This is a genomic window from Affinirhizobium helianthi, from assembly GCF_042680945.1.
Taxonomy (GTDB): Bacteria; Pseudomonadota; Alphaproteobacteria; order Rhizobiales; family Rhizobiaceae; genus Neorhizobium; species Neorhizobium helianthi.
On the sequence record NZ_JBHUEQ010000011.1, the window covers coordinates 1 to 24,539 of the forward strand.

A 24,539-nucleotide genomic window follows, 5' to 3' on the forward strand; every position below is an offset into this window, starting at 1 on the left:
AAACGCTCTGCTGAAAAACAACCGAAAATGGGTCCCAAAGATGGCTTGATCAAAACGGATACTCTAACTCTTTGTTTTCGCGCATTTCCCGATGGAAGGCCGTTACGCACTTTTCTCAGGCAAAGGCTAGGCAACCTTGGCAGGCGGCATGGGCTTCACGATGCTCATCAGCGCGCCGTAAGGCAGAAGCATCACCAGTCCGACGATCAGCTTAACTGCGAAATCGCCAATCGCCCAGGAAATCCAGCGCGGTGCCTCGCTTGCGAAGATGCCGAGGATCGGCGCGGAGCTGATGGCAAAATCATCATTGCCGCCAAGGAAGGCGAAGATCGGCGCGAAGGAGAGCGAGAAGAAGAGCAGCGTATCCAGAGCCGAGCCCAGCATGGAGCCAGCCAGCGGCGCCTGCCACCAGGTCTGGCGGCGCAGCTTGTTGAAGACCGAAATATCCAGCAATTGCCCAACCAGAAAAGCCGTGCCGGATGCCATGGCGATACGGGGCAGCGAGGTATAGAAGGACAGCGTGACGCCGACGACAAAGCCCGCAAAGACCACGCGGCGCGCAATATGCGGACCGAACTGGCGGTTCGTGAGATCGGTGACGAGGAAGGCTGCCGGATAGGTGAAGGCACCCCAGGTCAGCAGGTCGCTCAAGTTTATGCCGAGGAGTGTGCCGGGAATCGGGAACTGCACAAGGAAGTTCGACGAGACGACAACGAGGGTCATCAGCAAGACATAGATGGAAGTCGCGCGGAGATACTGCATTTTTTTACCCTGGGTGATGCCACCAGCTAGAGGATTGCCAACAGAAAAGGCTTGAACGGTTTTATCCGCCAAGCCTTTTTCTGAATTTCAAATGCTGAATGCGAAGATCAGGCGGCTTCAGCCGTCTTCTTCACGATCTGGCGGCGCAGCAGACGAGCGCGCATGGACAGATCACCTTCGCTTGCCTTCAGAAGGAAAGCGTCGAGGCCGCCGCGGTGCTCAACAGAGCGCAGGGCATGCGCGGAAACGCGCAGACGGAAACGCTGGCCGAGGGCGTCGGAAATCAACGTAACGTGGCACAGGTTCGGGAGGAACCGACGCTTCGTCTTGTTGTTGGCGTGGCTGACATTGTTGCCCGACTGGACGCCCTTACCGGTCAATTCGCAAACACGGGACATGGGTACACCTTTGTTCTTCTTTGCAATTGAATGGGGTTTCGGACAAAGTCCGGCCTGCCGATCCAACTGGTCCTGATTGGAAAGTTGCGGTTCTATAGTCAGTGAGGCCGCCCGCGTCAAGCCAAACATGGGGCTCAGACTCGAAAAACCACCCTAAGGAGAGGCTCTGCCGCTATTTTGTTGCCACAGTGCGTCCGCTATAAAGTACCAACAACGCTCATCCAGCAGGATAACGCCATGCTCAAGGGAAGCCCCACGCTTCTTGCCGCCACAGCCATTGCATTCGGGCTTGCCGTTACTCCGGCCGTTCCCGCCAGCATTCGCCATGTCAGCGAATATGATATTTCGCTTGGCCTTTTGCCCATTGCGAGGGCCTCCTTTGCCAGCGAGTTCGATGGGGGAAGCTACAGGATTGCGGGGTCTTTCAAATCGTCCGGTCTCGTCAATCTGTTTACCCGTGTTTCTGCCAATACCAAGGTCTCGGGTGCGGTTTCCGGCAGGCGCTTGCAGACCAGCAGTTACTCGTTGGTCTATACGCAGGGCAAGAAAACGCGTGTCTACGATGTCAGCTATCGAAATGGCAGCGTCGTTTCCACAACCATCAAGCCGGAGCCGGGCACGCGACCGGATACATGGGTGCCGGTTTCGCCCGAAGATCTGCGATCTGTGATGGATCCTCTTTCCGGCCTCATTTTCCCGGAAGGCTCACAGGTGTGCCCAACGCGCCTGCCGATCTATGACGGGGAATCGCGGCTTGATCTGGTGTTGTCGGCAAAAGGCAGCAAGCCGTTTTCGACGCAAGGCTTCAAGGGCGATACGATTGTCTGCGAAGTGCGCTACGAGCCGCGATCCGGCTACCGCAAGGGACGCAGTGATATTGAATTCCTGAAAAAGCAGCGCATGGAAGTCTGGTTCGCCAAGGCGGAAGGCGCGAATGTTTATGCGCCGGTCTATGCCCGTATTCCCACCCGCGTTGGGGACGTGTATGTCACAGCCGTCAAATATGGTGGCTGAGGGGGACGGCAGACGTGAAGATCCGGGGAACGCTGATTGGCTTTACCGCCATTTTGATGTGGTCTTTGCTTGCATTGATGACAGCAGCCTCCGGCAAAATGCCGCCGTTTCAGCTCTCCGCCGTGACTTTCGCTATTGGTAGTCTTCCAGGCCTTATCTTGTTGGCATTTCGCCCAGAGCGCCTGCGCCTGTTGCGCCAGCCGCCGAAGGTCTGGATCATCGGCATAGGCGGCCTCTTCGGCTATCATTTTCTCTATTTTACAGCACTTCGAAACGCGCCAGCGGTTGAGGCGGGGCTGATTGCTTATCTCTGGCCGCTTTTGATTGTTGTCGGTTCGGCGCTTTTGCCCGGTGAACGCCTTCGCTGGTTTCACATTGTGGGGGCCTTGGCGGGACTGTGTGGAACCTTCGCGATCATCTCGCGCACGGGCCTGAACTTCGACCAATCCTATCTCGTCGGTTATGGAGCGGCGCTGGCCTGTGCTTTCACCTGGTCCGGCTATTCGCTTTTGACGCGGCGGTTCGAAGCCGTATCCACAGACGTGGTAACCGGCTTCTGCCTCGCGACATCGCTGCTCTCGCTCATCTGCCATCTGGCGCTTGAGGTGACCGTGTGGCCTGCAGGCTCAGGCGAATGGGCAGCGGTGATCGGCCTCGGTCTTTTGCCCGTCGGTGCGGCATTCTATGCCTGGGATTACGGTGTGAAGAACGGCGATATCCAGATCCTCGGCGCGGCAAGCTATGCCGCGCCTTTGCTCTCGACGCTGATCCTTCTTCTCTTCGGCTTTGCTGAGCCGAGCCTCAGGATTGCTCTCGCCTGCGTGCTGATCACTGGCGGCGCGGCGCTTGCGGCCAAGGATATGATCCGGCGTAAGCCGTCCCCAAAAAGCTAGATTTCAGGCTCCCAGCCGGCTTGCGCCATCTCGAAAGACGAGAACTGGAAGCCCGGGGAGACCGTGCAGCCAACGAGGGTGAACGCCCCAAGCGCTTCAGCGGATTGCCACTCATTGGCCTCGACAAGGACCTGCGGTCGCTCGCCGTTTGCGAGATCCGCACCCAGAACAATCTCTCTCGCGGCCTCGCCGTCCTTTGCCAGACGCAGCCTGAGCGGGCTTCCGGCGTAGAAATGCCAAACCTCGACCGCGTCCTTGACACGGTGCCAATGCGATCTCTCATCCTGTTCCAGCAGGTAATAGATGGCTGTAGAGTGGCCGCGTTCTCCACCTGCCGCATCGCGGAAGGTTTCCACATACCACCCGCCCTCCGGGTGGCGCTGCATTCCAAGCGTGCGGATAATCTCTTCCGCTTTCACTTGAAATTGTCCTTGCGCTTGCGAAGCTCGGCAAAAACATCCTCATTGGATGCGCCTTCCATCACCAGATGGCGGCGAATATCGGGGTCTGCCACGCGCAGGAAAGGGTTGGTTTCCTTTTCCAGCCCCATCATCGTGGGAATGGTGAAACGGCCTTCGGCTCGAAGCTCATCGATTTGCTTTGCGCGACGTTGCAGGACTTCATTGCCAGCATCGACACTCAGCGCAAAGCGGGCGTTTGACTGCGTATATTCATGGCCGAAATAGATGGCTGTTTCATCCGGCAGCACGGCCAGTTTCTGGAAGGAATGCCACATATCCGCGGCCGAGCGCTCGAACAGGCGTCCACAGCCCAAGGCGAAAAGTGTGTCGGCGGAAAACAGGATCTTGTCTTCCGGGAAGTGGAAGCAGATGTGCCCTGCCGTGTGGCCCGGTGTTTCAAATACGCGGACGGGATGCTCGCCGAAAAGAAACTCGTCGCCATCGGCAACGGTGCGATCCAGGCCGGGAATTGCCACCGCCTCATTGATCGGACCGATAACTTCGCAGCCAAACTTTTCTTTCAGAGCAAGATTGGCTTCCACATGGTCCGTATGGTGGTGGGTGGTAAAGATATGGGTGATCTTCCAGCCCCTGCGGTTTGCGGCTTGCACAATCGGGGCTTCTTCGGGTGCATCGATTGAGGCTGTCAGCCCGCTTTCCGGGTCGTGCACCAGCACGCCGTAATTATCGCTGCGACACATAAAGACTTCGATTTCGAGAGGTTTCATTCGCCCAACCTGTCCTTCTGTCATTTTGACGCACAATGTAGGTTGCTACGGCTTGAAGTCCAACCTAGCTTGTTGTCATGCACGCCGATATCGTTGACCTGCGCGAATTCTATCACTCCCCGCTTGGGCATTTTGCCGAGCATTCCATTGCCATGGCCTTGAGTTCGCTCTGGGAGCGCCTGCCGGATGAACGTCTGGTGGGGCTTGGCTATGCGGTTCCCTATCTGGAACGCTTCCGCGCCGATACGGAGCGCACCTTCGCCTTCATGCCAGCCGGGCAGGGGGCGGTGAACTGGCCGGTGGGTGAACGCTCGGCAACTGCGCTTGTGTTTGAGGAAGAATTGCCGCTGCCCGATTCCTCCATTGATCGGGTGCTGATGGTGCATTCCCTGGAATTTGCCGAAAATCCGCGCGAAACGCTGAAGGAACTGTGGCGAGTTCTGGCACCTGGCGGGCGGCTGGTCATCGTCGTGCCAAATCGAAGAGGTGTCTGGGCGCGCATGGAGCACACGCCGTTCGGTTCGGGCCGTCCCTATTCAAGACGGCAGTTGACCAATCTGCTGCGTGAAACCAATTTCACGCCTGCGGCAAGCGCCGAGGCTCTGTTCTTCCCGCCTTCCAAGGTGCGTGCAATGCTCAAGTTGCGGCACGGCTTCGAGCGGATCGGCAGACGGTTGTGGCCAGCTTTTTCCGGCGTTTTGATCCTTGAGGCACAGAAGCGGCTCTATCAGGGGCTTCCCGTTGCCGCACGCGCATCCCGCCGCGTCTTCGTTCCTGTGCTCGGCGCGCAGGGCGTGCCGACGACCAGAAGCCGCAGTTGAGGGGTTCTACCCTCGACAAAAGCGGCAGAGGGGATTAGAGCAGAGAACCGATTTTTCGAAGGTTCTTGCCCTATGGATGCCGCCATGCTGAAGCCCGTTCCCCGCCCCGGAATTATGGATATCGCAGCCTATGTGCCGGGCAAGGAACATGCGCCGGGTGTCGCCCGTGTCTTCAAGCTTTCATCCAATGAGACGCCGCTGGGCGCAAGCCCGAAGGCGCTGGATGCATTCCGCCAGAGCGCCGGTCATCTGGAAATCTATCCTGACGGCCAGGCCATGCAATTGCGCACGGCAATTGCGGAGACCCACGGTCTGAATCCTGCCAACCTCATCTGCGGCAATGGTTCGGATGAGCTTCTGGGCCTCATCTGCCATGTCTATCTGGGTGCCGGTGACGAAGCCATCATCACAGAGCACGGCTTCCTCGTTTACAAGATCCAGATCATGGGTGCCGGTGCCACACCGGTGACGGTGAAGGAGAAGGATTGCCGCGTCGATGTGGATGCCATTCTGGCGGCTGTGACCGACAAGACAAAGCTCGTTTTCATTGCCAATCCCGGCAATCCGACCGGCACCTATGTGCCTGCCTCCGAAATTCGCCGTCTGCATGCCGGTCTGCCCAAGAATGTGATCCTCGTTCTGGATGCGGCCTATGCCGAATATGTGCGCGCGCATGATTTCGAGGCCGGGATTGAATTGGTCTCTTCCAGCCATAACGTTGTGATGTCCCGCACCTTCTCGAAGGCTTACGGGCTTGCCGCACTTCGCATCGGCTGGATGTATGGCCCGGCGGATATTCTGGACGCCCTGAACCGCGTTCGTGGCCCCTTTAACCTCAACGCGCCAGCGATTGCTGCGGGTAGCGCTGCCATTCGCGATCAGGCTTTCATTGCAAAGGCCGTGGAGCATAACAGCGAATGGCGGGTGAAGCTGACCGAGGCTTTCGAGGCGCTTGGCCTTAAGGTTACGCCTTCTGTGACCAATTTCGTGCTGATCCATTTCCCGGATGTGGAAGGCAAGCGTGCGCCGGAGGCCGATGATTTCCTGACCAGCCGTGGCTATATTCTGCGGGCGGTGAAAGGCTACGGCTTTCCCAATGCCCTGCGCATGACCGTCGGCTCCGAGGAGGCAAACCTTGGCGTGATTGCAACGCTCAAGGAGTTTATGGGCAAGGCATGAGCACGATCCTGTTTAACCGCATCACGCTGATCGGCATTGGTTTGATTGGCTCATCCATAGCGCGTGACATCAAGGCCCTGGGTCTGGCTCACGAGGTGGTGATTTCCACCCGCAGTGAGGCAACGCTGAAACGTGCGGAAGAACTGGGGCTGGGCGACCGATACACAGTGTCTGCCGCCGAGGCGGTGCGTGATGCCGACCTCATCATTGTTTCGGTTCCGGTTGGTTCATCCGGCACGGTGGCGGAGCAAATCGCGCCCAACCTGAAGCCCGGCGCGATCCTCACCGATGTTGGCTCCACCAAGGCTTCGGTCATTGCGCAAATGGCACCGCATGTGCCGGAGGGCGTGCATTTCATTCCCGGTCACCCTCTTGCGGGCACGGAAAAATCCGGCCCGGATGCCGGCTTTGCCGGGCTGTTCCGCGGCCGTTGGTGCATCTTCACGCCACTGCCGGAAACGGACGAGACAGCGCTTGGCAAGCTGCGAGACTTCTGGATCGCGCTTGGCTCCCGCATTGATGAGATGGATCCGCAGCATCATGACAAGGTGCTGGCCATCGTTTCGCATTTGCCGCACATCATTGCCTATAACATCGTTGGCACGGCGGATGACTTGGAGACGGTGACGGAATCGGAAGTCATCAAATATTCGGCTTCAGGCTTCCGCGATTTCACCCGTCTGGCGGCATCCGATCCTACCATGTGGCGGGATGTGTGCCTGCACAACAAGGATGCCATTCTGGAAATGCTGGCGCGCTTCTCGGAAGATCTGGCCTATCTTCAGCGTGCGATCCGCTGGGGTGAAGGGGACAAGCTGTTTGAACTGTTCGCCCGCACACGCACCATTCGCCGCTCCATCGTGCAGGCGGGCCAAGATGTTGATGCGCCTGACTTCGGTCGCCACGCGCTCGACAAGTAAATCATTTCGATCAGATCGGCGGAATTTCGCCAACAGCAATGAAGCCGCCGATCAGGATCTTGCCGCGATTGATCGTGAGATCCAGTGTTGCGCGGTCTCCGCCGCCGGTGAGTGCTGAGAGCATTTTCGAACCCGTATCGATGCTCTTTGCCAGTTGCGGCATGGAATTCTTCAACTGGTCGCGCCAAGCGCCAATTTTCTCCACCTCGATACGCAGTTTGCCGGAAATGCGGCCCTCATCATCAATGGAGAACGGTCCTGTCATGTTGACGACCCGGCCATTGCCAAGATCGAGGGCCAGCTTGCGCATCTCGCCTTCGGAGCCGTAAAGGCCTCGGCCTGTATCCTGACCGGCGAGAAGGGCTGCCTTGCCTACAAGTGTTACGTCGCCCGTTGCTGTGAAGCGCGGCATCATCTGGGGCAGGCCCTTCGGAATGATATCCGTATCCTTCAAGGTCAGGGCGGCATCGAGATCGTTCCCGTTCTGGCGAAGGTGAGCCTCGGTATGGCCGATCTTCACGTCGAAGGCCTGATTGGTTTGGGAAGAGATGATGCTGGTCGAGAGGCCTTCGATCACCGTCGAGCTGCGATCCAGGGAACGGAAGCTGGTGACGAGGCTTGATTGCAGGGCGTTCCAGGTGGAGGATGCCGTGATGCCAGTGCCAGTGCGGGTTTCGGCCGGTCCGTCCAATTCCCAAACGATGTGGCTTGGCTGGTAAACCTGTGCCGCGGAGCGCAAGGCACCGAAGCTTGCAGAAACGCCATTGGCGCTGTCATCAATCGTGACTTTCGAGCAGAATAGGCCGATGCGGAAGGGATAACCGCGATATTCCGCATCATGACATTCGGCGGTCACGCCGTGCTGTTGTTGCGCTCCGAGAAGCGCAAGGGTCTTTTCTTTGAGGACGGAGGCTGCATAGAACCAGCCAGCGGTATAGAGACCGGTGACGAGGACGATGCCGGCGGCGAGGGCCCAAAGCTTTGAACTCACGCCACTTCGGCTTGACGCTGCCATGATGATCTCCAATGGTGCTTTGCGGTTTTATATATGATTTGGCGTGCGATATGGACGAATTTTGGGTCTTTGGCTACGGCTCCCTGATGTGGAACCCCGGCTTTGCGTTTCAAGAGCGAGTGGCGGCAAGAACATTCGGATATCGCCGCTCGCTCTGTGTGCGCTCTCACGTGCATCGCGGGACGCCGGAATGTCCGGGCCTTGTTCTGGGCCTTGACCGCGGCGGCTCCTGCCGCGGCGTAGCCTTCCGGGTGAGTAGCGACGACTGGACTGGTGTTCTTGATTATCTTCGAGAGCGAGAGCTTGTCACCAATGTTTATCTGGAGCGGCACCTTCCCCTCCTGCTGGATGACGGACGCCGGCTCAAGGCCGTGGGCTACGTGGTGGATCGCGAGCATGAGCAATATGCCGGAGCGCTCGATACGGATGAGGCCGCCGTTATCGTTCTGACCGCGAACGGTAAATCCGGTCCCAACGATGCCTATGTCGTCAACACGGTGGCACATCTCAAGGAGCTGGGCATTCGCGATCTCTGGCTGGAGAGCGTTGAAGCCAAGGTACGGGAGAAGGCGCAGTCGCCTTCGCAATGACCCGAGAAGCACGTCTTGAGACGTGCAGCGGCCTTGCAAACACGGACCGCTTTAAAACAGGGATTCAAGGCTTGAGGAGCGCGCTCCGCACGATCGCGGCGTGCTTCAGTTCAGTCTGGCCTGAAAGGCTCCGATGAGGGCCTACAAGGCGATCTTCTGTCATGACGCTGACACAAATTAATAGCGCTGCGATTGGTTAAGTTTAATATACGCGCAGTGCGTGTTTTCTCCTGTTGCGCCGCGATATAATCCAACAGCCCCTCGCATTTGGTAACTTTTCGTTTGCTTCCTCTCCATATGCATGTTGCATCGCAATAGGATGAAACTGCCATGGCCATTTCCCTGAAAACGATCCTCATCGGAATTTTCGCAGCGCTAGGCTTGCTTGTTTGCACGCTTGTCGGTTCTGCTTTTCTGTCTTCCGTCAGCGATTACAACCGGTATTCGGAGATTTCTCATCTTGCTGTGCTGGACAAGGCCCTGTTCAACACCCTTCTTTCCTTCCGCAATGAGCGGGGAGATGGTCCGCCAGCGCTGGTTCTGCCGATCGAGAAGGCGGATGGAGCCATAGCCCAGATCCGCAAGGACCGCGCCGACACGGTGAGAGCGATGGCGGATGTTCATGCTGCTGCACCTGCAGTCACAGGCGGGGCGGTTTCGGCCTCGATGCGCCAGGTCATGGATCACTATGCCATGGTGGAGCGTTTCCGCCAGAGGCTTGACTCGACGCTGGCGCAGCCTTTGCCGCAGCGTGATGCGAGCTTCAGCGAGGCGTGGATGTCGGAGACCCAGAAGTTCCTCAACAGTGTCGGCGAAGCATCGGAGCAGATAGGGCAGGATATCCGCGCGCTGGATCCGAGCCTGGTTCCGGTCAGCCAGATCGGCAGCACCGCCTGGAGTGCCCGTGTGGCTGCGGGTGAAGTCTCGCTGGTTCTCAACCCACTTGTCGCTTCGGCAAAACAGATGAGCGAGGACCAATATGCCAAGGTGATTGTCGGTGAAGCGCGTATCAACGCTCTCTGGCAGATCGTTGGTGCGCTCGTTGCTCATCCGGCAACCGAACCGGAACTGCGTCAGGCCTATGCGAAGGGGCAGCAGGATTTCTTCTCCAGCGCTTTCGCTCAACGTCGCAAGGAGCTGATCACTGCGCTTCACAAAGATAAGCCCTTGCCGATGAACACGGATGAGTGGCGCGCCGGCAACAAGACCGCACTTGGATCTATTGCCGAGGTCGCACTGGTTGCGAAGACCGTACTTGTGGAGCGCGCAGAGGCGGCCCAGGCCAGCGCCTTAAATTCCGTCATGATCTATACTGGGATATTCCTGCTTACGATTGCCTTTGCCGTCGCGGCGCTTTGCGTCATCATCTTTCGGGTGACCCGCCCCATCGAGCGCCTCACGGCATGCATGAATACGCTCGCGCAGGGTAATCATGCCGTTGCCGTTGACGGTTTGCATCGGACAGACGAGATCGGCGGTATGGCGCGGTCCGTGGAGGTTTTCCGTCAGGCGGCCATTCGCAATGCCGAGCTGGAGCGTGAGGCGGAGGAGGTTCGCGCCCGCAACGAGGCCGAACGTATTGCCTTCCAGCAGCAGGCTGAGGCTGAGGCGCAACAGCGTCTCGAAGCGGCAACCGGCGCTCTTGCCACGGGCCTTCGACAGCTTGCATCCGGCGATATGCTTTGTGAGATCGAGGAAAGTCTCGCGCCTCAGTTCGAATCCCTGCGGCACGACTTCAATCGCTCGGTCAGCCAGCTGCGTCAGACGCTCGTTTCGGTCGGTCGCACTGTCTCTACCGTGCGAAACGGCAGCGACGAAATCGCCACCGCATCGTCTGATCTGTCCAAGCGAACGGAAGGGCAGGCGGCTTCGCTGGAGCAAACCGCCGCAGCGCTGGAAGAGATTACGTCCAACGTCATGTCCACCTCATCGCGCAGCGCCGAGGCCAGGGATCTGGTGCGTGCTGCGAGCGGTCAGGCCGAGCAATCGGGCGTTATCGTCAACGATGCCGTTCTGGCCATGGGGCGTATCGAAACCGCTTCGCGACAGATCGGACAGATCATCAGTGTGATCGACGAAATCGCCTTCCAGACGAATTTGCTCGCCCTTAATGCCGGTGTGGAAGCGGCCCGGGCCGGTGAGGCCGGAAAGGGGTTTGCCGTTGTTGCCCAGGAGGTTCGCGAACTTGCGCAGCGCTCTGCCAATGCAGCAAAGGAAATCAAGCAACTGGTCGGCAATTCGGAACAGGCTGTCGCGGAAGGGGTGAAGCTCGTCAGCGCCACTGGCGAGGGGCTGTCGGCCATTGCGGGGATGGTGGAATCCATCAACCGCCATATGGATGCCATCGCGACCGCCGCACAGGAGCAGGCAACCGGGCTTGGCGAAGTGAACGGATCCGTCAATCATATGGACCAGACAACGCAGCAGAATGCAGCCATGGTCGAACAGCTGAGTGCCGGAAGTTCACGCCTTGCCCAGGAAGCGGCTCAACTGGCCGTCATGCTGGAGGCATTCCGCATCGCTGCAGGTGCCGAGGCGGTTCAGGCTCGGTCCACGGCGGGGCAAGCAGTCTCCGGCCAGCCAAGGCAGGCGGCCTGAGGTCTGTCTATGAGGGCCCGTTGACCGGGTCTTCAAACCGATAGAGCGGTTTAGTGTTTCACGGAAACGCTGAACCGCTCTAACTCTTTGTATTTTAGCCATTTCCGAACGAAAAACCGCACCGCACTTTTCTCAGGTAAATGCTTTAGAGAAAAGGATGAGACCGGCGGCATTTCCGGTCTCAATCTCAAACCTCGGTCTTCTGCTTCAATTCTGCAATCCGCTTCTGTGCGGTCGGCGGCAGGGGCAGGGCGGGATTGGTTGCCGCTGCCTCCAGCAGAAGCTCGTCGCTTGCCTTCTCCAGTACTTCGATCAGATGTTCGAAAAATGCGTCCGGATCCATGCCCGGCTGTATCGCTGGCAGGATCCTGATCTTGAAATGGCCCGGATAGCGCATGGTGCTGCGGCGCGGCCAGAAAAGGCCCGGATGCATGGCAATCGGGACGACGGGCACCTGAACATCGCGATAGATGCGGGCAATCCCATAGCGGTAATGCGGTTCGTCACCGGGCTGTCGGCGGGTGCCTTCCGGGTAGATGATCAACTGGCGACCATTGTTCATCTCGGCCTTGGTGCGCTGCATCACCTCGACCATGACCTTGCCGCGCGCCCCGCGATCCACCGGGATCATGCGCTGCTTCTTGACGTACCAGCCGAACAGCGGAATCCAGGTCAGTTCGCGCTTCAGGATGTAGACCGGATCATCCATCCACGGCAGCAGGGCATAGGTGTCCCAGAAGGATTGATGCTTTGGCGCAAAGATGCAGCCGGTTTTCGGAATGTTTTCCAGCCCCTCGATTTCAAAGGTCGTGCCGACGATCTTTTCCATCAGCCAATGGTTGGAGCGTGCCCAGGCTTTCGGAATCGCATAGGCTTTCTTGCGTGGCAGCAGGAAATAGATGGGCGTCAACAGGATCATGCGAAGGATCAGGTTGGCATAAAAGGCAACATTGAAAAGCGTCGAGCGTAGAGCCAGCATCAGGACCAATCCGAAAGGGCGGGATTTCCGGTCCCTACACCATCGCATGGCCCAGCGAAAGCCGTTCATCGGTGCGGATGCGCGCTTTCCTTTTCGATTTGCTGTTCGGAGCGCAGGCCATCTCCCTGGCTGTAGCCGATGACTGCGCGCAGGCTGGCGGCTGCCATCTTCGCATATTCGGCCAGCATCAGCCGCAAGACATCGGGTTCCGTAAACCAGGCTTTTCTGGACAGGTCCGAATTGATCACGGGATAGGGGATGAAATCGGTTCTGTGATCGCGCCGGCGCAGCTCCAGCAGGCTTCGCGGCATATGGTAATTGTTGGTGACGACCAGCACCCGGGCGTAGTTATGGTCGCTGATCCAGCGTGTGATTTCATTGGCATTGCCGATTGTGTCGATGGCCTCATAGCCAATGTCGACGCAACATTTGAAGAGATCCGGCGAAGCCTGTGTTGCACGGCGAATGGAGGCGGGCGAGGCGGATGGATGTGCGCCGGAGATGAGCAGCCTCTGGCCAGCGCCATCCCGCAGAAGACCGATCGCCTGATCGATGCGCTGATACCCGCCGGTCAGCACCACAATGGCATCGGCCTTGACGCCATCTGGTGCCTTGAGCGAGGTGACGGCATCGGCAAACCAGAGAAAACCGCCAAAGATGAGGGCGGCAAGCAAAATGAGGGTGATGCCGATGTAGCGAAGCGCGCGCCGCAAGGGGCCCTTGCGGCGAAACCACCCCTTCTGTTCCGGCTGAAGCACTATCATCTGCTGCTATCCGCATTTCAAAACGCTTGGAGACTGTTTTGTTCTCTTCCCGCGTTCCATCGTCAATCCTCGATGTGGAGCCCGATTCTCCTCCTATGTCCATAGCCTGACTTGGGCAGGGTGAACAGATCGAATTCCTGGTCAGGAACCAGGCAGGCCGTCGGATCGAGCTGGATCCGAGCGGATAAGATCGATCTCGTCGATGGTTCGCATGACCGTGAAGCGAGCGGTCAGCGTGGTCAGCAATGCGATGACGATCATGGTGGCCAGAATGCCGAGATAGCCGCCAAAGCCGATGGTGAAGGTTCCGAAAAGCGCGGTCGCCTGATCGCTCTGCGGCGTGGCCAGGGAATTGCTTTGCCAGAGGCTGGCGGTGGCAAACAGGAGTGCTGCAAGCGCGCCACCGGCTGCCGAGCCTTTAAGACTGATCTTCAGGAAATGCTTCTGGAACTCGGTTGCCACGAAGCCGCTTTCGGCCCCCACGAAGTGCAGAACCTCGACAATGTGCCGATTGCCGGAAAGGGCGCCGCGTGTGGCAAAGATGACGGTAAGGATCATGGCTGTGAAGACGAGGACGAGAATACTCATGCCGATCAGCACCGTCGTATGCGCCATGGATACCAGACGGTCTACCCATGTGCGGTGATCGTCGAGCACTGCCTGTGGAACTTCCGCGCGCAGCAGGTCTCGCATGGCGGCAAAATCCGGTGGATTGGTCTCGTCGATGGTGATGATCACAAGGCGAGGGACAGGCAATTCGTTCAGATCCAGGCCCGCACCCAGCCACGGCTCCAGCAGGCGGGCGGTGGCGGCATCGTCCATGATCGTGCCTTGCTTGGTGCCGACGAAGGTCAGCGCCAGATCGCGGGCCTTGCGCAGGGTTGCATCCATATCCAGCCCTTCCTGCGGCTTGATCTGAATGGTCACCTCGCGGGAAATCTGGCTTTCCCAGCTTGCCGCCGTTGCACGAACCATGCTGACCGCTCCAAGCGTCAGGCAGGCGAGGAAGGACATGATGGCAATAACCACCATCAGCGCATTGCCCTGTATGTTGGAGGGCGGCAGGATAGGCCCTGTCGGGCGCACACGCATTTCCGCCCGGCGAGGCTCCCCGCCTTTTCCATCCAGGTTTTGTTTTGCGGCGCCGTCTTTTGCCGGAGGCTTGCGGCCTGAACGCTCGATGTCACTCATAGATATCAAGCCGCCCTTCGGTCAGGATCATTCTGCGGGCATCCACCTGGTCCATCAATGCCAGATCATGTGTGGCGATAACGACGGCGGTGCCAAGCCGGTTGAGTTCCATGAACAGGTTCAGTAGCCGCCTTGCCATGGGCGGGTCGACATTGCCTGTGGGCTCATCCGCCAACAGGATTTCCGGTCGGTCCATCAATGCGCGGGCAATGGCTGCGCGCTGTTTCTCACCGCCTGAGAGGACAGGCGGCAGAACATTGATCCGCTCACCCAAGCCCACCCATTTCAGAAGCTCGATCACGTCATTGCGATAGGAGGCTTCCTCCTTGCCGCGAACGCGCAAGGGAAGTGCGACATTCTCATAGGTCGTCAGATGTTCAAGCAGCCGGAAGTCCTGGAAAACGATACCGACACGGCGGCGAAGCATGGGCAGTTCGCTTCGCGGGATCTGGGAAATATCCCGGTCGAACATGCGGATGAGGCCGCGCGTTGGCTGCAGCGACATGAAAAGCAGGCGCAACAGCGTGGTCTTGCCTGCTCCGGACGGGCCGGTGAGAAACTGGAAAGAGCGGCTCGGAATATCGAAGGTCAGGTCCCTGAGAATTTCGGGACCCATGCCATAACGCAGGCCGACATTTTCGAAATGGATCAATGCGTCATCCAGTCCATTGGATCTTGGTTGGGTGTCGTCGTTCGTAAACGGCAAGAGTTGACGGAAACTGAAACCGCAGCCAATGCAGCCGGGTTCCTTGCGATCTTTGCAAAGCATTAACCATATAAATTTACGACTGAGCGGGATTCGTTTCAATGCCCCTGATTTGCCGTTGTGGCAGCGAGGGGCGGGAGAGAGCCATGAACGCATTTCGCCAGCGGCGCAGCAAGGTCGACAATGGTTACGACATCCTGCCGCCGGATGCCATGGGATCACGTCCCGCCCGGCGCAGCCTGTCCCAGTCGTCCGTCGAAGACGCCCATTTCATCACGCTTCCGGTGGATCCGACGTCACGGGCGCCGCATCGCTTCGAAAACGACAATCGGATAAGGCAATCTCCACGGCCTTCCAGATCCAGTGGCCAGATGGGGAAAAGATCAGGGGAAATGGCGCGGGGGATTGTCTCGAGGATCGAGACTTATCTCATGCGCATGTCCGCCGATTTCTTCTCGGCTATCGTGGCCTTTGTTTTTGTCATGGTCTTCGGTCTGGCGGGCGGTTTCTCGTTGATCAATTCCGGGCAGCAGGCTCCATCCAAGGGGTTGGACATCACGCATGTCACGCTTGCGCCGCAGGAGGCGGGCGGCATGCCGGTTCTCCAGATCAACGGCATTGTTGAAAACCGGACAGGCGCCTTGCAGAAGGTGAACCCGATCCGTGCCGAGCTTATCGTCGATGACCGGATCGTTTTCAGCACGATCATCGATCCGCCTGTGACCCATATCCAGCAGGATCATAGCCGCGGCTTTGTCGCACGCGTGCCCCATCCTGGTGGAAAACGCCCGCAATTGCGGCTTTCTTTCATAGAAGCGGGTGCCACGACCTCCTGATTGTGCTATCGCGAATGAAACGGAGCAGTTGGCCGCGTGCCGACAATGCTCCGATTTTCGTTTTGAAGGCCGCGGAACCTCGAAGATGATGGACGCGCCTTCTTTATTCTTGATTGCACGGAAAGTCTCAGGAGACGCTGATGCCTATCGTTCGCGGCAAAGTGATTGAGCCGCTTTTTACCGCCGAGCAGATTGCCGAGCGCAACCATGCGCTTGCCCAGCAAATCGCAGCCGGCCCCACCAAGGATCTTCTGGTCATCGCGATCCTGAAGGGCTCCTTCATCTTTGCGGCCGATCTTTTGCGTGCGCTTCACGATACGGGACTTGCACCGGAAGTCGAGTTCATCACCCTTTCAAGCTATGGTGCGGGCACTGTTTCGCAGGGGGTGCGCATCGTCAAGGATATCGATTCCGACGTGAAGGATCGCGACGTTCTGTTGATCGACGATATTCTGGAATCCGGCCGCACGCTGCGGTTCGCCAAGGAGCTGCTTTTCAAGCGCGGCGCCCGCAATGTGACTGTTGCAGTTCTTCTGGACAAGAGCGTGAAGCGCAAGGAAGACCTTGAAGCGGAGTATGTCGGTTTCGAGTGCCCAGACGAATTCGTGGTAGGCTACGGCATGGATGTGGCCTATGCCTTCCGTGAACTGCCTTTTGTTGGTGTGGTGACAGGCGACGCTGAGTAGGGCGCAAGCCGATCAGGCGGTCTTGCCTTTCGGAAAGTCACGGGGCGTTAACCATATGCGCCCCGTTGCCCGTTTTATTTACTCCTCGAAAAGGAAATACAGGTCATCTGGGTCCCGAATTGATGCACGGGAGACCAACAGCGATGGCCAAGATCCTGATCACCGAAGATGAAGATTCCCTGCGCTCCTTCGTGGCGCGGGCGCTTCGGCTGGACGGACATGAGACGCAGGAAGCGGCTGATGGTGCCGAGGGTCTTCAGCTTCTGGCTGAGGCGCAATATGACCTGCTTCTCTCCGACATTCGCATGCCGGTTATGGATGGAATCGAGCTGGCGCACAGGGCCGCCGAGCAGTTTCCGCAACTGAAAATCCTGCTGATGACCGGCTATGCGGAGCAGCGCGAACGTGCCGATGACCTGATGGCCAAGATCGTCGATGTGGTGGATAAGCCCTTTGCGCTGCCGGATATCCGCCGGGCTGTGGCCCAGGCACTGGCAACTGCACCGAAGGCAGCCTGAAAAAGCGCCAAAATATTCAAAGCCACGGGTGATGCACAGCGCATCACCCGTGGCTTTTTCATTTATCCCTGAAAATCATCGCGTTTCCAGAAGGCGCTCAAGATAGCGGCGTTCCATATCGTTCAGGAGCGGAGTGCCCATGGTGCCCTGGATGGAATCGTTCAGCTTCTCGCGAATCGCGTCGAGGATGCGTCGCGCCTGCTGCGCATCGATTTCGTTCGGGATTTTGAGGCGCGAATCCGGCAGCCCGTCTGCGCTTCCGGTTTCGCGACCGAGCGGATCGCGACGGGTTTGGTTGCCTTGCCCAGCCATACCTTCACCTGGTTCCTGGCCCTGCCCCTGCTGGCCGCGCATGGCCTGCATCATCTGCTGCATCATGTTCTGCGCGCCCTGGCGCAGCGCATTGAGCGCGTTGCCCTGTCCCTGCACCGCCTGATCACCCTGCGCTTCGCCAAGCGCCTTCCCGGCATTGCCCATTTCCTGCTGTGCCTCACCGAAGCTCTTGCCTGGATCCATGCCAAGATCTTTCAGGCCTTTCTGCAACTGCTCCAGCTTCTGGCCGAGACCTTGCTGTTGCGCCTGCAATTGCTTCAAAGCATCGCGCAACTGCTGTTCCGTCATCTGGTCTGGCTGTTGTTGCCCGTTTTGGCCCTGTTGTTGCTGACCCTGTTGTTGCTGGTTTTGCCCCTGTTCATAAGGCTGGTCGTTACCGCGCTGCATCCGGTCCCGCAGAGCCTCGTTGAGGCGATGGGTCTGATCCATCAGGCGTTGCTGTTCCTGCATGATCTCGCCCAGCTTGTCGATCTGCTCGCGCATCGGGTTGTTCTGGTTCTGGCCCTGTTGCGGGCGCTGCATGCGGCCTGCCTGCAGGTTGTTCATCAGGCGCTGCAATTCGGAGAGCATTTGCTGTGCTGCATCGCGATTACCGGAACGAGCCAGGTTTTCGATCTGGTCCATCATATTCTGCAGATCACGCTGGCGAATGACGTTCTGTGCCTGCATGCTCTGTTGCGACTGCGGCATGTTTTGTATGCGCTGCGCCATTTCGTTCATGAGGTTCTGCATTGCCTGACGCAGTTCCTGCATCAGCTTGGCAATTTCCTCTTCGGAGGCGTTGTTTTGCAGTGCATCGGAAAGAGCCTGCTGCGCATCCCGCAGACGCTTCTGTGCCTGCGACAGGTCTCCGTCCTCGATACCGAGCGCAATGTCCCAGAGATAGGCAGCCGTATCCTTGAACTGTTCTTCCGTTCTTGCCTGCTTCATGCGGCCAAGGGCGGAGCGGATCAGCAGGTAGTGGCTGAGATTCGGGATGGTTTCTTCCGGGCGAAGCGCCAGAGCCTGATTGAGCGCTATCGATTTCTTAATCTGGCGTGTATCGAGTGCAAAGACTTGGCGCTGTTCGGCCACGGCCGCGGCCAGGGGATTGACGAAGCGGCGGGCAGGCAGCGTCATCTCAATGGGCGCGCTGCGGCCTTCCTGGCCTGCGCCATCGGTTGCAATCAGCGTGATGCGAACCCGCTTTCCGGCCAGAGGGTGTTCCGTCAGGTCACGGCTCGTCGTGCCGCGCACCTCTTTCTCTGTCCCACGGCGAGGTAGGTTCAGCCGGAATTCCGGTGCCGGGAAGAGCGGCTTTGCATCTGCGGCGGGTGGTTCCACAGGCTCAATCAAGGCTTCCGCCTTTGTGATCCCGTAATCGTCCTTAGCGAGAACGGCAATTTCCAATGCTCCGTTCACTGCGCGCCTCGGCTGCTTGTCAAAGGCAATTTCCGGAGGACGATCCGCAATGACATCGAACAACCATTGCTGCCCGTTGACAACGAGATCGCCGCTTTCCGTTATTTTCAGCGCATAGGTGCGCGGTCCCGTTTGCGTGCCTTCGCTGGCCGGCTTGCCCTGCTGCTGATCGGCCTCTTGTCTTTTCGGATCATCCTGTCGCGGAACATCACGCTGCGGTCCGCCCTCCGCAGGAACGAACGTGACGCTCTCGGAGCCTTCTCCAGTCACCCGCACGGTGAGCTGGGAGAACTGCGGTGTCTGGACCCTGTCGAGCGCGCTTGCCTGTGTGCCAGTGAGGAAGATGGGCGCACGGCCCGTGTAGGAGGGCGGTGTGACCCAGGCATCAATGCGAAGATCGGGATTGGTCTCGCCTGCCGGTCTGGACGGACTGACGGCATCGCTCAGAAAGCCGCCGCCGTTGGAATAGGAAAATGCAAAGGCGATAGCCACAATGAGGGCCGGAAGTGCCCGGAGGCCAAAACGGTCATGGCTGGCAATATCCGGCTGCGGCAGTCCCGCATCCAGATGCGCGATCCGCTCGGCCATCCGTGCCTGATGCTCCTTCCACAAAGCCCTTGCGAATGGGGTGTCGAACGCCGGTTCGTCTTCCTGCACGGCCACGGGCTGGTGCGGCAGGTTGTTGCGCTTTTCCAGCAAGCGATCCGCTTCTGCCGCTTCTGGCCAGCGCAGACGTGCCAGGGGCAGGAGAGAACTCAGGAAAGAGAACAGGAAAACAAACAGCACGCTCCAACGCAGCAGGTCTGGCATGTGGCGAAACAGGCCAAACCAGGCGGTGGCGAGAAAAAGCGCCAGGATGGACAGCGGCAGCAAAAGTTTCGGCAGGAGGGTTTCCGCAAACAGCACGCCGCGCGCAACCGCCCGTTTTGTGGCGATGCGGCGTGCCAAACCCGGATGCGAGTGGAAGGCATCTTTTGGCGGGTGGCTCATGCGGCCCGTCTCCTGTTCATGGCGGCGTCAACGCAATAACGCATTGCAGAAGATACCAACCTTTGTGGCGAAGACGAGGGGCCGCGGCCCGTTTCAGGCCGCTTTCCCGTCAATTCCGAAAATTGTGAACGCAAATATCGTTCAACCGAGCCAGGCGGGCACGCTGTCGAGCCCGATCAAATCTTCGTAGGTGCGGCGTGGGCGAACGACATGGAACTTGTCGCCATTGACCAGTACTTCGGGAACCAGCAGCCTGCTGTTATACGTGCCGGATTGCACCGCCCCGTATGCACCAGCCGAACCCACCGCCAGAAGATCACCCGGCTGTGGCCGCGCCATTTCCCGATCCAGAGCCAGATAATCTCCGGTTTCGCAGACGGGGCCGACAATGTCACCCTTGATGCGTTCTGCATCCTCGGATGCCAGCACCACGGGGCGGATGCTGTGATAGGCTTCGTAAAGCGTAGGCCGGATGAGATCGTTCATCGCGCCATCGACAATGACGAAATGCTTCTCGCCTGCATCCTTCACATAAATCACTTCTGTCACCAGAATGCCGGCATTGCCGACAATCAGGCGGCCGGGTTCTGTGACGATCTTGCAATTCAGGCTCTTCAACTGTGCCTTGACGATATCCGCATAGGCATCGGGCAGCGGAGGCGGCTGATTATCCTCGCGATAGGGAATGCCGAGGCCGCCGCCGATATCGACATGTTCGATCCGGTGCCCGTCCTGTCTCAGTGTCTCGACAAGCTCCCGGAGCAGGCGGAATGCATCCTCAAAGGGCTGCAGATCGATAATCTGGCTGCCGATATGCATATCGATGCCGCTGATCTCGATTCCCGCCAGTGTTGCGGCGTGAGCATAGACGGCGCGTGCGCGCTCATAGGAAATTCCGAACTTGTTTTCCTTCTTGCCCGTGGAAATCTTGGCGTGGGTGCGGGCATCCACATCGGGATTGATGCGGAAGGAAACATGCGCCTTGCGCCCCATCTTCACGGCCCGCGCGTTGAGGACTTCAAGCTCCGGTTCCGATTCGACGTTGAAGCAATAGATGCCTGCCTCGAGAGCCAGATCCATTTCCGCCGGTGTTTTACCGACGCCGGAGAACATGATCCGGCTTGCGGGAATGCCGGCTGCAAGGGCCCGGCGAAGCTCGCCGCCAGAAACCACATCCACGCCCGCTCCCAGGCGGCCGAGCGTTTTCAGCACGGCCTGATTGGAATTGGCCTTCATGGCGTAGCACACCATGGCATCCACATCGTCGAAAGCCTTGGAAAAGACCTTGTAGTGCCGTTCCAGCGTTGCGGTGGAATAGCAATAGAAGGGCGTGCCGACCGCCTTGGCAATTTCGGGAATGGGCACGTTTTCAGCGTGCAGGACGCCGTCAATATACTGAAAATGGTTCACGGATGAAAAACCGATAGATCAAAGGAGGGGATCGAGAAGGAAAGGCTTTTCGGCAACAGGTTCTCGGGACTGTTCCTTGCCGGTCTTGCGCAGGTTCTGCTGCTCAACCGGCGTGCTCGGCTTATCCAGGTTGCCCTTGCGGCCGCAGCCGGTCACAACGAGACCGGCAATGCACACGGCGACAGACATGCGGGCGATCTTGCGCAGGTTAGACATTCCTATTCCTTCAAAACAGCAGGCCGAGCCTGTTCATAGCGAAGTTCGTGCCTCTTGTGCAGTCACTTCTGCAGTCAGTCTTTCGGTTCTCAGTTGCGGCCGCGCCACCAGGCGATCTGCTTGCGCACTTCGCTGGGGGCCGTGCCGCCGAAGCTGGTGCGGCTTGCAACCGAGGCATCCACGGACAATACATCGAAAACCTTGTCGGTGATGGATGCATGGATGGATTGCAGCTCTTCCAGGCTCAGATCCGCCAGGTCGCAACCCTTGGCCTCGGCCATGGCCACGGCGCGGCCGGTGACATGGTGTGCATCGCGGAAGGGCAGACCCGCCTCGCGCACCAGCCAGTCGGCCAGATCGGTGGCCGTGGAGAAGCCGGAACCGGCAGCCGCACGCATGCGGTCGGCGCGCACTGTCATGTCGCGAACCATGCCTGCCATGGCGGCAACCGCCAATTCCAGGTTTTCGGCAGCGTCGAAAACCTGTTCCTTGTCTTCCTGCATATCCTTGGAATAGGCGAGCGGCAGGCCCTTCATGACGGTGAGGAGTGCAATCAGCGAACCATTGATGCGGCCCGTCTTGGCGCGAACCAGTTCAGCAGCATCCGGGTTTTTCTTCTGCGGCATGATGGATGAGCCGGTGGAGAAGGCATCCGACAGGCGGATGAAGCCGAATTGCGGCGTCGACCAGATGACGATTTCCTCCGCGAAGCGGGAAAGGTGAACCGCGCAGATCGAGGCAACAGACAAAAATTCCAGCGCGAAATCGCGGTCGGAGACCGTATCGATGGAATTGCGGGTCGGGCCACGGAAGCCGAGCGCCTCCGCCGTCATGTGGCGGTCTATGGCAAAGCCGGTTCCAGCCAGCGCGGCCGCGCCAATCGGTGATTCGTCCATGTGCTCGATGGCGTGGCGAACGCGGGCGCGATCACGACCGAACATTTCCACATAGGCCATGCAGTGATGACCAAAGGTAACCGGTTGAGCCGTCTGGAGGTGCGTAAAACCCGGCATGACGGTATCGGCGTGTTCTTCCGCCTTGTCCAGAAGTGCGTTGATGAGATCGGTGAGGGCCGCTTCCGTCTTGCCCATCTCTTCCTTGACCCAGAGACGGAAATCCAGCGCCACCTGATCGTTGCGGGAGCGGGCAGTGTGCAACCGTCCTGCCGCGGGGCCGATCAGGGCGGCCAGTCTTGCTTCGATATTCATATGAATATCTTCGAGCTTGCGAGAGAATTCGAAGCGTCCTTCCCGGATTTCTGACAGGATCGTGTTCAGTCCTTCGACAATCTTGTCTTTATCTTCGACTGAAATGATGCCTTGTTTCGCCAGCATGGTGGCATGCGCGATTGAGCCGCGGATATCCTGGGCATAAAGCTTCTTGTCGAAGCCGATGGAGGCATTTATCTCCTCCATGATGGCATCTGGACCTGAGGCGAAACGCCCGCCCCACATCTGGTTGGAGGAACCCGCATCCTTCGTGCCGTCAGCCATGATTACCCGTCCTGGAGTCGCAAATGTCGAACAAGAGACCGCTGGGTCTGCCGTCCGCCCGTCTGATTGTGATTGCTGCCATCGCTGGAGTTCTGGCAGGCGCGGTTGCGGTATACGTGAAGCCTACCCTCTCTGGCAATGCCACAGCATTGGCCGAGGCCGATAAGGGGTGCGAAGGGGCTGTTCAGCAGGCCAAGACCATCAATGAGCTTGCCACGGGCGATCTGGCCGCGCTGAAGGGCGTCGATACGCCCCGTCTGCTTCCCTCGCTCACTTTCAAGAACGCAGAGGGCAAGGATCTGAAACTGGCGGATTTCGAAGGCCGGGCAGTGCTTCTTAACCTGTGGGCCACCTGGTGCGTTCCCTGCCGCGAAGAGATGCCGGCGTTGAACAATCTGCAAAAGGCCAAAGGCAGCGATCAATTCGAAGTCGTGGCCGTGAACATCGATACCGGCAGCGACGAAAAGCCCAAGGCTTTTCTCGATGAGACCGGCGTGCACGCGCTTGGCTATTACCGCGATAGCAGCATGGGCGTGTTCAACGCCTTGAAGAAGGAGGGGCTGGCTTTCGGCCTGCCCGTCACGCTTGTTCTGAACAAGAAGGGGTGCCTCATCGGTGCCATGAACGGCCCCGCGCACTGGGATAGCCAGACGGCGCAGGACCTGATCACCAGGGTGACGGCGCTTTAATTTTCGAGCCGCTTGATTATCGTGTCGGAACCGGGATTTCGCCACGATAATCGTAGAAGCCGCGGCCGGATTTACGACCGAGCCAACCCGCCTCGACATATTTGACCAGCAGAGGGCATGGACGATATTTGCTGTCGGCCAGCCCGTCATACAGGACCTGCATGATGGAAAGGCAGGTATCCAGCCCGATGAAATCCGCCAGTTGCAGCGGCCCCATGGGGTGATTTGCCCCAAGCTTCATGGCCGTATCGATCGCTTCAACCGAGCCGACACCCTCATACAGCGTGTAGATTGCCTCGTTGATCATCGGCAGCAGAATGCGGTTGACGATGAAGGCTGGGAAATCTTCCGCCACCGTTACCGTCTTGTCCAGCGAGCTGACAAATTCCTTCGCCGTGGCGAATGTGGATTCCTCGGTGGCGATGCCCCTGACAAGCTCGACCAGCTTCATCACCGGAACCGGGTTCATGAAGTGGATACCCATGAAGCGTTCCGGCCGGTCTGTAGCGGCAGCAAGACGCGTGATGGAAAGCGATGAGGTATTGGTGGCAAGGATCGCCTCAGGCTTTAGGGCCGGGCAGATTGTGGTGAAGATCTTGCGTTTGACAGCCTCATCTTCGGTTGCGGCCTCGATGACCAGATCTGCCGAGGCAAAGTCGTTGGTATCGATAGTGCCGGTGATGCGGGACAGAGCGTTGCGGCGCTCCTCATCGCTGAGTTTGCCGTTGCTGACCTGACGGGCCAGATTGCCGTTGATGGTGGCAAGGCCCGCTTCAATGCGTTCGCTGGAAAGGTCGTAGAGCGTGACCTTGTAACCTGCCAGTGCGCAAACATGCGCGATGCCGCACCCCATTTGTCCAGCACCGACGATTCCTACATTCGTGATCATAATGCCCCATTCGGAATTGTGGTTTTCAACCGGCCTCACGCGTCAGTCGCGCTTTCGCC

The 24,539-nt window shown here is 58.6% G+C and carries 25 protein-coding genes; 11 read left to right on the forward strand and 14 right to left on the reverse strand.

Annotated features, from left to right (window positions below; translation table 11 throughout):
• Positions 1-126: 126 nt before the first annotated feature.
• Together ACFSE1_RS06590 and rpmB are read right to left on the reverse strand one after the other, a co-directional pair.
• Positions 127-762: a VUT family protein gene (locus tag ACFSE1_RS06590; RefSeq protein ID WP_377398206.1), complete on the reverse strand. Its 636-nt coding sequence runs from the start codon at positions 760-762 to the stop codon at positions 127-129.
• A 107-nt stretch (positions 763-869) separates the two neighbouring features.
• Positions 870-1,160, reverse strand: a complete 291-nt coding sequence (gene rpmB, locus ACFSE1_RS06595; RefSeq protein WP_377398209.1) for a 50S ribosomal protein L28 — start codon at positions 1,158-1,160, stop codon at positions 870-872.
• Positions 1,161-1,397: 237 nt separating this feature from the next.
• On the opposite strand from rpmB, the gene ACFSE1_RS06600 reads away from it, so the two are divergent.
• Positions 1,398-2,174: a DUF3108 domain-containing protein gene (locus ACFSE1_RS06600; RefSeq protein ID WP_377398212.1), complete on the forward strand. Its 777-nt coding sequence runs from the start codon at positions 1,398-1,400 to the stop codon at positions 2,172-2,174.
• A gap of 14 nt (positions 2,175-2,188) precedes the next feature.
• Complete coding sequence (gene yddG, locus ACFSE1_RS06605) at positions 2,189-3,067, forward strand: aromatic amino acid exporter YddG (protein ID WP_377398215.1); 879 nt, start codon at positions 2,189-2,191, stop codon at positions 3,065-3,067.
• Here yddG and ACFSE1_RS06610 read toward each other — a convergent pair.
• Together ACFSE1_RS06610 and gloB are read right to left on the reverse strand one after the other, a co-directional pair.
• Positions 3,064-3,486, reverse strand: coding sequence for a cupin domain-containing protein (locus ACFSE1_RS06610; protein ID WP_377398218.1), 423 nt, complete (start codon positions 3,484-3,486; stop codon positions 3,064-3,066). The two genes, yddG and ACFSE1_RS06610, sit on opposite strands and share 4 nt — an antisense overlap.
• On the reverse strand, positions 3,483-4,256 hold the full coding sequence (gene gloB / locus ACFSE1_RS06615; RefSeq protein WP_377398221.1) for a hydroxyacylglutathione hydrolase: 774 nt from the start codon (positions 4,254-4,256) through the stop codon (positions 3,483-3,485). Before gloB ends, ACFSE1_RS06610 begins: the two co-directional genes overlap by 4 nt.
• Positions 4,257-4,333: 77 nt before the next feature.
• Here gloB and ACFSE1_RS06620 point away from each other — a divergent pair, with 77 nt between their 5' ends.
• The 3 genes from ACFSE1_RS06620 (at position 4,334) to ACFSE1_RS06630 (ending at position 7,176) form a co-directional block, all read left to right on the forward strand.
• Positions 4,334-5,077: a class I SAM-dependent methyltransferase gene (locus ACFSE1_RS06620; RefSeq protein ID WP_377398224.1), complete on the forward strand. Its 744-nt coding sequence runs from the start codon at positions 4,334-4,336 to the stop codon at positions 5,075-5,077.
• Between the two features lie 72 nt (positions 5,078-5,149).
• Positions 5,150-6,256 carry a histidinol-phosphate transaminase gene (gene hisC, locus ACFSE1_RS06625; protein ID WP_377398227.1) on the forward strand — a complete coding sequence of 369 codons (1,107 nt, stop codon included), beginning with the start codon at positions 5,150-5,152 and terminating at the stop codon, positions 6,254-6,256.
• Complete coding sequence (locus ACFSE1_RS06630; protein ID WP_377398230.1) at positions 6,253-7,176, forward strand: prephenate/arogenate dehydrogenase family protein; 924 nt, start codon at positions 6,253-6,255, stop codon at positions 7,174-7,176. The genes hisC and ACFSE1_RS06630 overlap by 4 nt, the downstream gene beginning before the upstream one ends.
• Positions 7,177-7,186: 10 nt before the next feature.
• Here the strand turns inward: ACFSE1_RS06630 and ACFSE1_RS06635 are convergent, their stop codons facing one another.
• Positions 7,187-8,191, reverse strand: coding sequence for a DUF2125 domain-containing protein (locus tag ACFSE1_RS06635; RefSeq protein WP_377398233.1), 1,005 nt, complete (start codon positions 8,189-8,191; stop codon positions 7,187-7,189).
• A gap of 50 nt (positions 8,192-8,241) precedes the next feature.
• On the opposite strand from ACFSE1_RS06635, the gene ACFSE1_RS06640 reads away from it, so the two are divergent.
• Both ACFSE1_RS06640 and ACFSE1_RS06645 read left to right on the forward strand, forming a co-directional pair.
• Positions 8,242-8,781, forward strand: coding sequence for a gamma-glutamylcyclotransferase (locus ACFSE1_RS06640; protein ID WP_377398236.1), 540 nt, complete (start codon positions 8,242-8,244; stop codon positions 8,779-8,781).
• Between the two features lie 330 nt (positions 8,782-9,111).
• Entirely contained in the window at positions 9,112-11,379 is a 2,268-nt protein-coding gene (locus ACFSE1_RS06645) for a methyl-accepting chemotaxis protein (RefSeq protein ID WP_377398239.1), read from the forward strand.
• A gap of 187 nt (positions 11,380-11,566) precedes the next feature.
• Here the strand turns inward: ACFSE1_RS06645 and ACFSE1_RS06650 are convergent, their stop codons facing one another.
• From ACFSE1_RS06650 to ftsE, 4 genes are all read right to left on the reverse strand, one after another.
• The gene (locus ACFSE1_RS06650) at positions 11,567-12,358 is read right to left on the reverse strand and encodes a lysophospholipid acyltransferase family protein (RefSeq protein ID WP_377398242.1); all 792 of its coding nucleotides are present in this window, start codon (positions 12,356-12,358) and stop codon (positions 11,567-11,569) included.
• Between the two features lie 65 nt (positions 12,359-12,423).
• A complete protein-coding gene (locus ACFSE1_RS06655) occupies positions 12,424-13,122 on the reverse strand; it encodes a YdcF family protein (protein ID WP_377398245.1) in 699 nt (232 codons plus the stop codon).
• Positions 13,123-13,263: 141 nt separating this feature from the next.
• Positions 13,264-14,313, reverse strand: coding sequence for a cell division protein FtsX (locus ACFSE1_RS06660; RefSeq protein ID WP_377398248.1), 1,050 nt, complete (start codon positions 14,311-14,313; stop codon positions 13,264-13,266).
• Positions 14,306-14,965, reverse strand: a complete 660-nt coding sequence (ftsE, locus tag ACFSE1_RS06665) for a cell division ATP-binding protein FtsE (RefSeq protein WP_377398251.1) — start codon at positions 14,963-14,965, stop codon at positions 14,306-14,308. Before ftsE ends, ACFSE1_RS06660 begins: the two co-directional genes overlap by 8 nt.
• Positions 14,966-15,165: 200 nt before the next feature.
• On the opposite strand from ftsE, the gene ACFSE1_RS06670 reads away from it, so the two are divergent.
• The 3 genes from ACFSE1_RS06670 to ACFSE1_RS06680 all read left to right on the forward strand — a co-directional run bounded on the left by ACFSE1_RS06670 (position 15,166) and on the right by ACFSE1_RS06680 (position 17,059).
• Positions 15,166-15,855: a hypothetical protein gene (locus ACFSE1_RS06670; RefSeq protein ID WP_377398254.1), complete on the forward strand. Its 690-nt coding sequence runs from the start codon at positions 15,166-15,168 to the stop codon at positions 15,853-15,855.
• 140 nt (positions 15,856-15,995) lie between these two features.
• Complete coding sequence (gene hpt / locus ACFSE1_RS06675) at positions 15,996-16,541, forward strand: hypoxanthine phosphoribosyltransferase (protein WP_377398257.1); 546 nt, start codon at positions 15,996-15,998, stop codon at positions 16,539-16,541.
• Between the two features lie 143 nt (positions 16,542-16,684).
• The gene (locus ACFSE1_RS06680; protein WP_377398260.1) at positions 16,685-17,059 is read left to right on the forward strand and encodes a response regulator; all 375 of its coding nucleotides are present in this window, start codon (positions 16,685-16,687) and stop codon (positions 17,057-17,059) included.
• Between the two features lie 75 nt (positions 17,060-17,134).
• Here ACFSE1_RS06680 and ACFSE1_RS06685 read toward each other — a convergent pair whose 3' ends face one another.
• The 4 genes from ACFSE1_RS06685 to argH form a co-directional block, all read right to left on the reverse strand.
• The gene (locus ACFSE1_RS06685) at positions 17,135-19,783 is read right to left on the reverse strand and encodes a TIGR02302 family protein (RefSeq protein ID WP_377398263.1); all 2,649 of its coding nucleotides are present in this window, start codon (positions 19,781-19,783) and stop codon (positions 17,135-17,137) included.
• 141 nt (positions 19,784-19,924) lie between these two features.
• Positions 19,925-21,193: a diaminopimelate decarboxylase gene (gene lysA, locus ACFSE1_RS06690; RefSeq protein ID WP_377398266.1), complete on the reverse strand. Its 1,269-nt coding sequence runs from the start codon at positions 21,191-21,193 to the stop codon at positions 19,925-19,927.
• An 18-nt stretch (positions 21,194-21,211) separates the two neighbouring features.
• On the reverse strand, positions 21,212-21,409 hold the full coding sequence (gene lptM, locus ACFSE1_RS06695) for an LPS translocon maturation chaperone LptM (protein ID WP_377398269.1): 198 nt from the start codon (positions 21,407-21,409) through the stop codon (positions 21,212-21,214).
• Positions 21,410-21,498: 89 nt separating this feature from the next.
• Positions 21,499-22,902 (reverse strand): argininosuccinate lyase, encoded by a 1,404-nt coding sequence (gene argH, locus ACFSE1_RS06700; RefSeq protein WP_377398272.1) that lies wholly within the window; start codon positions 22,900-22,902, stop codon positions 21,499-21,501.
• A gap of 23 nt (positions 22,903-22,925) precedes the next feature.
• Between argH and tlpA the strand changes: the two genes are divergently transcribed.
• A complete protein-coding gene (gene tlpA, locus ACFSE1_RS06705) occupies positions 22,926-23,591 on the forward strand; it encodes a thiol:disulfide interchange protein TlpA (protein WP_377398275.1) in 666 nt (221 codons plus the stop codon).
• A 16-nt stretch (positions 23,592-23,607) separates the two neighbouring features.
• On the opposite strand, the gene ACFSE1_RS06710 is transcribed toward tlpA, so the two are convergent.
• Positions 23,608-24,480, reverse strand: a complete 873-nt coding sequence (locus ACFSE1_RS06710; RefSeq protein ID WP_377398278.1) for a 3-hydroxybutyryl-CoA dehydrogenase — start codon at positions 24,478-24,480, stop codon at positions 23,608-23,610.
• Positions 24,481-24,539 lie beyond the last annotated feature (59 nt).

What these genes read in the sequence shown, in the direction of transcription:
- ACFSE1_RS06590 (WP_377398206.1), bottom strand. Translation starts at nt 762, where the DNA reads ATGCAGTATCTCCGCGCGACTTCCATCTATGTCTTGCTGATGACCCTC.
- rpmB (WP_377398209.1), bottom strand. Translation starts at nt 1,160, where the DNA reads ATGTCCCGTGTTTGCGAATTGACCGGTAAGGGCGTCCAGTCGGGCAAC.
- ACFSE1_RS06600 (WP_377398212.1), top strand. Translation starts at nt 1,398, where the DNA reads ATGCTCAAGGGAAGCCCCACGCTTCTTGCCGCCACAGCCATTGCATTC.
- gloB (WP_377398221.1), bottom strand. Translation starts at nt 4,256, where the DNA reads ATGAAACCTCTCGAAATCGAAGTCTTTATGTGTCGCAGCGATAATTAC.
- ACFSE1_RS06620 (WP_377398224.1), top strand. Translation starts at nt 4,334, where the DNA reads ATGCACGCCGATATCGTTGACCTGCGCGAATTCTATCACTCCCCGCTT.
- hisC (WP_377398227.1), top strand. Translation starts at nt 5,150, where the DNA reads ATGGATGCCGCCATGCTGAAGCCCGTTCCCCGCCCCGGAATTATGGAT.
- ACFSE1_RS06630 (WP_377398230.1), top strand. Translation starts at nt 6,253, where the DNA reads ATGAGCACGATCCTGTTTAACCGCATCACGCTGATCGGCATTGGTTTG.
- ACFSE1_RS06635 (WP_377398233.1), bottom strand. Translation starts at nt 8,191, where the DNA reads ATGGCAGCGTCAAGCCGAAGTGGCGTGAGTTCAAAGCTTTGGGCCCTC.
- ACFSE1_RS06640 (WP_377398236.1), top strand. Translation starts at nt 8,242, where the DNA reads ATGGACGAATTTTGGGTCTTTGGCTACGGCTCCCTGATGTGGAACCCC.
- ACFSE1_RS06645 (WP_377398239.1), top strand. Translation starts at nt 9,112, where the DNA reads ATGGCCATTTCCCTGAAAACGATCCTCATCGGAATTTTCGCAGCGCTA.
- ACFSE1_RS06650 (WP_377398242.1), bottom strand. Translation starts at nt 12,358, where the DNA reads ATGCTGGCTCTACGCTCGACGCTTTTCAATGTTGCCTTTTATGCCAAC.
- ACFSE1_RS06655 (WP_377398245.1), bottom strand. Translation starts at nt 13,122, where the DNA reads ATGATAGTGCTTCAGCCGGAACAGAAGGGGTGGTTTCGCCGCAAGGGC.
- ACFSE1_RS06660 (WP_377398248.1), bottom strand. Translation starts at nt 14,313, where the DNA reads ATGAGTGACATCGAGCGTTCAGGCCGCAAGCCTCCGGCAAAAGACGGC.
- ACFSE1_RS06670 (WP_377398254.1), top strand. Translation starts at nt 15,166, where the DNA reads ATGAACGCATTTCGCCAGCGGCGCAGCAAGGTCGACAATGGTTACGAC.
- hpt (WP_377398257.1), top strand. Translation starts at nt 15,996, where the DNA reads ATGCCTATCGTTCGCGGCAAAGTGATTGAGCCGCTTTTTACCGCCGAG.
- ACFSE1_RS06680 (WP_377398260.1), top strand. Translation starts at nt 16,685, where the DNA reads ATGGCCAAGATCCTGATCACCGAAGATGAAGATTCCCTGCGCTCCTTC.
- ACFSE1_RS06685 (WP_377398263.1), bottom strand. Translation starts at nt 19,783, where the DNA reads ATGAGCCACCCGCCAAAAGATGCCTTCCACTCGCATCCGGGTTTGGCA.
- lptM (WP_377398269.1), bottom strand. Translation starts at nt 21,409, where the DNA reads ATGTCTAACCTGCGCAAGATCGCCCGCATGTCTGTCGCCGTGTGCATT.
- argH (WP_377398272.1), bottom strand. Translation starts at nt 22,902, where the DNA reads ATGGCTGACGGCACGAAGGATGCGGGTTCCTCCAACCAGATGTGGGGC.
- tlpA (WP_377398275.1), top strand. Translation starts at nt 22,926, where the DNA reads ATGTCGAACAAGAGACCGCTGGGTCTGCCGTCCGCCCGTCTGATTGTG.
- ACFSE1_RS06710 (WP_377398278.1), bottom strand. Translation starts at nt 24,480, where the DNA reads ATGATCACGAATGTAGGAATCGTCGGTGCTGGACAAATGGGGTGCGGC.